6 protein-coding genes are annotated in these 6,163 nt (G+C 67.5%); 3 read left to right on the plus strand and 3 right to left on the minus strand.

The window, feature by feature from the left end:
• Positions 1 to 138: 138 nt before the first annotated feature.
• From sdhA to sdhC, 3 genes are read right to left on the minus strand one after another with little or no spacing between them, the layout of a single operon-like run.
• The gene (gene sdhA, locus BSZ14_RS18275; RefSeq protein WP_076712004.1) at positions 139 to 1,947 is read right to left on the minus strand and encodes a succinate dehydrogenase flavoprotein subunit; all 1,809 of its coding nucleotides are present in this window, start codon (positions 1,945 to 1,947) and stop codon (positions 139 to 141) included.
• On the minus strand, positions 1,947 to 2,330 hold the full coding sequence (gene sdhD / locus BSZ14_RS18280; RefSeq protein WP_042489430.1) for a succinate dehydrogenase, hydrophobic membrane anchor protein: 384 nt from the start codon (positions 2,328 to 2,330) through the stop codon (positions 1,947 to 1,949). Before sdhD ends, sdhA begins: the two co-directional genes overlap by 1 nt.
• On the minus strand, positions 2,330 to 2,740 hold the full coding sequence (sdhC, locus tag BSZ14_RS18285) for a succinate dehydrogenase, cytochrome b556 subunit (protein ID WP_076712005.1): 411 nt from the start codon (positions 2,738 to 2,740) through the stop codon (positions 2,330 to 2,332). The genes sdhD and sdhC overlap by 1 nt, the downstream gene beginning before the upstream one ends.
• 205 nt (positions 2,741 to 2,945) lie before the next feature.
• Between sdhC and BSZ14_RS18290 the strand changes: the two genes are divergently transcribed.
• The 3 genes from BSZ14_RS18290 (at position 2,946) to BSZ14_RS18300 (ending at position 6,142) form a co-directional block, all read left to right on the plus strand.
• Positions 2,946 to 4,328 carry a methyl-accepting chemotaxis protein gene (locus BSZ14_RS18290; RefSeq protein ID WP_083748340.1) on the plus strand — a complete coding sequence of 461 codons (1,383 nt, stop codon included), beginning with the start codon at positions 2,946 to 2,948 and terminating at the stop codon, positions 4,326 to 4,328.
• Positions 4,329 to 4,512: 184 nt separating this feature from the next.
• On the plus strand, positions 4,513 to 5,220 hold the full coding sequence (locus BSZ14_RS18295) for an SDR family NAD(P)-dependent oxidoreductase (RefSeq protein WP_076712006.1): 708 nt from the start codon (positions 4,513 to 4,515) through the stop codon (positions 5,218 to 5,220).
• Positions 5,210 to 6,142 (plus strand): 50S ribosomal protein L11 methyltransferase, encoded by a 933-nt coding sequence (locus BSZ14_RS18300; protein ID WP_076712007.1) that lies wholly within the window; start codon positions 5,210 to 5,212, stop codon positions 6,140 to 6,142. The genes BSZ14_RS18295 and BSZ14_RS18300 overlap by 11 nt, the downstream gene beginning before the upstream one ends.
• Positions 6,143 to 6,163: the final 21 nt, after the last annotated feature.

Below are 6,163 nucleotides of genomic sequence, written 5' to 3' on the forward strand. Positions count from 1 at the left end.
CTCAACGGGCTGTGTCGCCTGTGGCTATTCCCTCCCCCAACCCCTCCCGCTTGCGGGAGGGGAGTAAGAAGAAGACATGACAAAAAGGGCCGGCGATCGCTCGCCAGCCCCTTTATTCCGAACCGTGAAAACCGGGCCTCAGTACACCCGCTTCTTCGGCTTGATATACTCGATATCGTCGGTCAGCGTATAATCGTGGACCGGGCGATAGTCGATCGCGACTCCGCCGCCCTGGCCGCCCCAGCCGTCGAACGTCGCCACCGTGTGCTTCATCCAGTTGGCGTCGTCGCGATCGGGGAAGTCCTCGTTCACGTGCGCGCCGCGGCTTTCCTTGCGGTTCAGCGCCGATTCCATCGTCACGACCGCCTGGCTGATGAGGTTGTCCAGCTCCAGCGTCTCGACCAGATCGGTGTTCCAGATCAGCGAGCGATCCTTGATGCCGATGTCCTTCATCCGGTCATAGGTGGCGCGGATCATCTGGCGGCCTTCGGTCAGCAGCTCGTCGGTGCGGAACACGGCGCAGTGGCGCTGCATCGTCTTCTGCATCTCGCTGCGCACCGATGCGGTGGTCGAGCCACCGGCGGCGTTGCGGAAGTGATCCAGGCGACCCAGCGCCAGTTCTTCCGAGCCCTTGGGCAGCGGTGCGTGCGGCGTGCCGGGCTTCAGCGTGTCCTTGATGCGCAGGCCGGTCGCACGGCCGAACACGACAAGGTCGATCAGCGAGTTGGAGCCCAGGCGGTTCGCGCCATGGACCGACACGCAGGCCGCTTCGCCGACCGCGAACAGGCCGGGGACGACCGAGTCCGGGTTGCCGTCCTTCAGGCGAACGACTTCGCCATGATAGTTGGTCGGGATGCCACCCATATTATAGTGGACGGTCGGCGTCACGGGCAGCGGCTGGCGGGTCAGGTCGACACCGGCGAAGATCTTGCCGGTCTCGGTGATGCCGGGCAGGCGCTCGGCCAGCACCTTCGGGTCGATATGGTCGAGATGGAGGTAGATATGATCCCCCTCCTTGCCGACGCCGCGCCCTTCGCGGATTTCCATCGCCATCGAGCGCGACACGACGTCGCGGCTGGCGAGATCCTTGGCCGATGGCGCGTAACGCTCCATGAAGCGCTCGCCTTCGGAGTTGGTCAGATAGCCGCCTTCACCGCGCGCACCCTCGGTGATGAGGACGCCAGCACCATAGATGCCGGTCGGGTGGAACTGCACGAACTCCATGTCCTGGAGCGGCAGGCCAGCGCGCAGCACCATGCCGCCGCCGTCACCCGTGCAGGTATGCGCCGAGGTGGCCGAGAAATAGCAGCGGCCATAGCCGCCGGTCGCCAGCACGACATTGTGCGCGCGGAACCGGTGGATCGAGCCGTCTTCCATGCACAGCGCGATCACGCCGCGGCAGTTGCCCTGATCGTCCATGATCAGGTCGAGCGCGAAATACTCGATGAAGAAGTCCGCGTCGTACTTCAGCGACTGCTGGTACAGCGCGTGAAGCATGGCGTGGCCGGTACGGTCGGCGGCGGCGCAGGTGCGCTGCGCGGGCGGGCCTTCGCCCATATTCTGCATCATGCCGCCGAACGGGCGCTGATAGATCTTGCCCTCTTCGGTGCGGCTGAACGGCACGCCGGCGTGCTCCAGCTCGTACACGGCGGCGGGCGCCTCGCGGCAGAGATATTCGATCGCGTCCTGGTCGCCCAGCCAGTCCGACCCCTTGACGGTGTCGTACATGTGCCAGGTCCAATGGTCGGGACCCATGTTACCCAGCGAGGCGGCGATGCCGCCCTGCGCGGCGACGGTGTGGCTGCGCGTCGGGAACACCTTGGTGATGCAGGCGGTCTTCAGACCCGCTTCCGCGATGCCCATGGTGGCGCGCAGGCCCGAGCCGCCCGCACCCACGACGACGGCGTCATAGGTATGGTCGATGATCTTGTAGGCGGCAGCAGACATTATGCAGCGGCTCCGAAGGCGATCTTGAGGATCGAGAAGATGGCGATGGCGGCGATCGTGAAGACGAACAGGTTCATGACGACGAGCAGCGCGACCCGGTTCTGGTCCTGCTCATAATCCTCGATCACGACCTGAAGGCCCAGGCGCATATGGTAGAAGATCGACGCGACCAACAGCACCATCGGGATGGCGGCCCAGGGATTGGCCAGCCACAGATGCATCGCGGCGTAATCGAAGGAGGGCTGGCGCAGGATCGAGATGAGCAGCCACACGACCAGCAGGAAGTTCGATCCCGCGGTCAGGCGCTGGTTGAGCCAGTGGTGGGTGCCCGACTTGGCCGAGCCCAGGCCGCGCACGCGGCCGATTGCGGTTCCCGAACGCATCACTTGATCCCCAGATAGAGCCAGAAGGCCACCGTCATCACGACCGCGAAGATCATGGTGACCTGCGCCTGCCGCTTGTTCGACTTCAGCTCGAAACCCGCGCCCACATCCATGAACAGGTGGCGGATGCCGTTGGCCATGTGCTGGAACAGGCAGGCGGTCAGGCCGATGCCGACGACATAGCCGATGATGTTGAGCTTGCCCGACTCGACGGTGAAGACGTCACGGAACGTCGCATAGCTTTCGGGACCGGCGGCGACCGCCGCCAGGAACCAGACGAGAAGCGCCGCGCCCACGGTCGCCATGCCCGTGCCGGTGGCGCGGTGCAGGATGGAGACCAGCATGTTGGGACCCCATTTCCAGATCTGGAGGTGTGGGGAGAGCGGGCGTGCGGTGTTGCGGGCGGCCAAGGGCAGATCCTCGAACAGTCTAAAGTCGGGCTGGTTTGCGGATATGCCTATGGTGAAGACGCCGACAGGATGCAAGCCGCGAGGCGAGATTCGTGCCGGGGCCGCACGGGGCGCCCCGGCGCGACAGGCGGCTAACCCGCCCTTAACGCTTTGCCCGGCACAGTCCGCGCCATCACGTTCCGATTGCCTGAAAGCGGAAGCCGATATGCCCGAGCGGGAAAATGACATTGCCAGGACCGATCTGCCACCGCCGACCGAGATCACCGCGGGGATCGATCTGGATGCGCGGGTTCGCGCTTTCGACGGGGGCGACGGCTCGCTGACCCGCCTCGCCGCCGATCTCTGGCCCGCGATCGAGGCGCGCGCCGACGAGGTGATCGAGGCGTATTGGAATCACTGGCGCCATGCCAATCCGGGGGCGCCCGACTGGACCAAGCTGGACCGCGAGCGGCAGCTGACGGCGGGGCGCGCCTATCTGCGCAACCGCTTCTGCCATTTGTCGGGGCGCGACTGGGTCGAGTCGCTGGGGCGTTCGGTCGCCTCGGCCTATGCCGCCGGGGTGCCGCCGATGGAGGTGCTGGCCATGTCCTGTGCCAGCGACCGGGCGGCGCTGAAGGTGTTGCAGGAATCGGTGCCCATCGATGATCCCCGCCGCGAGGTGATGATCGACACGCTGCTCCGCCTGTTCGGCATGGAGACCGAGCTGACCGTCGAGCTGTTCGCAGGCTTCCGCGAATGGAGCGCCGAGCGCGAGCGCGAGCGGCTGGCGGGGGACTTCCGCAACGGGATCGCCCTGGTCGTCGAAAATGCGACGATCGAGGGGCAGGATCTGCGGCGCCAGGCGCAGGATGCGTCGCTTTCGACCCGAGGGATGCTGGGCAAGTCGAGCGAGGTCGCCGCCGCCGCCGAACAATCGGCCGTGGCGATGCGCGAGGCGGCACAGACCGCCGCCGGGCTGATCCGCGCGATCGAGGATGCCCGTACCGAGGTCGACCAGGCGGCCGATGTCGCCAACCGCGCCGCCGATCAGGCGGGGCAGGCGGTCGGCATGTCGGAGATGCTGTCCGACCATGCCAAGTCGATCGAATCGATCCTGGGCCTGATCCGCGATATCGCCGGGCAGACCAACCTGCTCGCGCTCAACGCCACCATCGAGGCGGCGCGGGCGGGCGATGCGGGGCGCGGCTTCGCGGTCGTCGCGCAGGAAGTAAAGAGCCTCGCCAGCCAGACCGCGCGTGCGACAGACGACATCGCGACCAAGATCGCCGCGATCCAGGCCGCGACCCGGTCCACGGTCGAGACCAATGCCTCGATCAAGGCCACGGTCCATGAGGTCCAGGTGTCGGCCGAGCGGATCCGCCACGCCATGGAGGCGCAGGCCCAGACCGTCACCGCGATCACCGCCGCCGTCGATGAAACCGCGCTGGCCGCCGATTCGATGTCGCACACCATCGCCGCGATCCGCCAGGACACGGAGCATGTCGCGCAGGAGATCGACCGGGTCGGGCGCGGCTTCGACCATCTCGACACGCAGCTGGGCGACCTGAAGACCAGCGCCAGCCAGTTCGTCGCGCGGGTCGCGGCGTGATCGGTGATCCTCCCCGGTCACGGGGAGGTGGCAGGGCGCAGCCCTGACGGAGGGGGGCTTCCTCAAGGGGCGTCCCGTGCGGCACGCCCCCTCCACCACCGCTTCGCGGCGGTCCCCCTCCCCGTGCCGGGGAGGACAAATTCAGCCGGTTGACGCATCGGCCCTCGCCCGGCACGGCAGAGGCATGACGACGATATTGGTAACGGGAAGCAGCCGGGGCATCGGCGCGGCCATCGCATCGACCCTGGGCGATCTGCTCGACACGCGGGTCCTGGGCCATGGCACACGCAGCGGCCCCGGCGCGAATCTGGCCGCCGACCTTTCCGACCCCGGTGCGCCCGCAAGGCTCTGGGCCGAGGCGCTGGAGCAGGCGGGCGGCGCCATCGACGTGCTGGTGAACAATGCCGGTATCTTCGAGGCGAGCCCGCTCGACGCCGACGACTGGTCGGACAGCTGGGCGCGGACCATGCAGGTCAACCTGACCGCCTCGGCCGAACTCTGTCGCCTGGCGGTGCTGCACTGGCAGGAGCGCGGCGTCGGCGGGCGGATCGTCAACATCGCCAGCCGCGCCGCCTATCGCGGCGATAGTCCCGCGCACTGGCATTATGCCGCGTCCAAGGGCGGCATGGTCGCGATGACCAAGACCATCGCGCGCGGTTACGCCGCGCAAGGCATTTTGGCCTTTGCCGTCTGCCCCGGCTTCACCATGACCGGCATGGCCGACGATTATCTGGCCAGCCGGGGCGGCGACAAGCTGCTCGCCGATATTCCGCTGGGCCGGGTCGCCAGCCCGGACGAGGTCGCCGCGGCCGTCCGTTTCCTCTGCACCGACGCGCCGCCCTCGATGACCGGCGCGGTCCTCGACATCAATGGAGCCAGCTATGTCCGCTGACAGCTGGAAGCTGACCCTGCCCTGCACCCGCGACGAGGCGGAGGCGATCGACGCGGCCGACGATCTGGCGATCGAGGCGGTCATCATGACCACCGAGGAGATAGAGGACGACCGCGAGCATTGGCGGCTCGACGCCTATTTCGAGGCCGAGCCCGATGCGGCGACCATCGCGGCGATCCGCGCACTGGTGCCGAGCGCAGGCGACCACCCTGCCACGGTCGAGCATGTGCCCGCGCAGGATTGGGTGACGATCAGCCAAGCCGGACTGGAACCGCTGTCGGTCGGGCGCTTCTTCGTCCATACCGGCGACGAGGCGGTGCCGGAGGGCTTGCGCGGTTTCCATATTCCGGCGGGGCGCGCGTTCGGGACGGGGCATCACGAGACGACCAGCGGCTGCCTCGCCATGCTCGACGCGATGGCTTCGGAGACGGTGGTCAATGCGATCGATGTGGGTACCGGCACCGGCCTGCTCGCCTTCGCCGCGCGGCATCTCTGGCCCGAGGCGAAGATCGTCGCGACCGATATCGATCCCATCGCGATCGATGTCACCGCCGAGAATGCGGCGATCAACGGCGTCGACGGGGTCGAACTGATCGTCGCCGACGGGGCGCTCGCCGATCCGATCATGGCGGGTGCTCCCTATGATCTGGTCATCGCCAATATCCTGGCCGGGCCGTTGATCTCGATGGCGCCCGAACTGGCCGCCATCGCGGGGCCGGGGGCGACCTTGGTGCTGGCCGGGCTGCTGGAGACGCAGCGGGCGGATGTGGTCGCTGCCTATGAGGCCTGCGGTTGCGCGCTGGAGACGGTCGACCGGCGCGGCGACTGGAGCGTGTTGCGGTTGCGCGCGGGGGCGGAGCGGTTCGTGCCGAATGCGCCGTTCGACCCCAAGGGCCGCGACGGCTGGGCGTTGGATATTTGACCTCTTCTACTCCCCTCCCGC

This window comes from Sphingomonas sp. Sph1(2015), assembly GCF_001970915.1.
GTDB lineage: Bacteria > Pseudomonadota > Alphaproteobacteria > Sphingomonadales > Sphingomonadaceae > Sphingomonas > Sphingomonas parapaucimobilis.

What these genes read in the sequence shown, in the direction of transcription:
- sdhA (WP_076712004.1), bottom strand. Translation starts at nt 1,947, where the DNA reads ATGTCTGCTGCCGCCTACAAGATCATCGACCATACCTATGACGCCGTC.
- BSZ14_RS18290 (WP_083748340.1), top strand. Translation starts at nt 2,946, where the DNA reads ATGCCCGAGCGGGAAAATGACATTGCCAGGACCGATCTGCCACCGCCG.
- BSZ14_RS18300 (WP_076712007.1), top strand. Translation starts at nt 5,210, where the DNA reads ATGTCCGCTGACAGCTGGAAGCTGACCCTGCCCTGCACCCGCGACGAG.
- BSZ14_RS18295 (WP_076712006.1), top strand. Translation starts at nt 4,513, where the DNA reads ATGACGACGATATTGGTAACGGGAAGCAGCCGGGGCATCGGCGCGGCC.
- sdhD (WP_042489430.1), bottom strand. Translation starts at nt 2,330, where the DNA reads ATGCGTTCGGGAACCGCAATCGGCCGCGTGCGCGGCCTGGGCTCGGCC.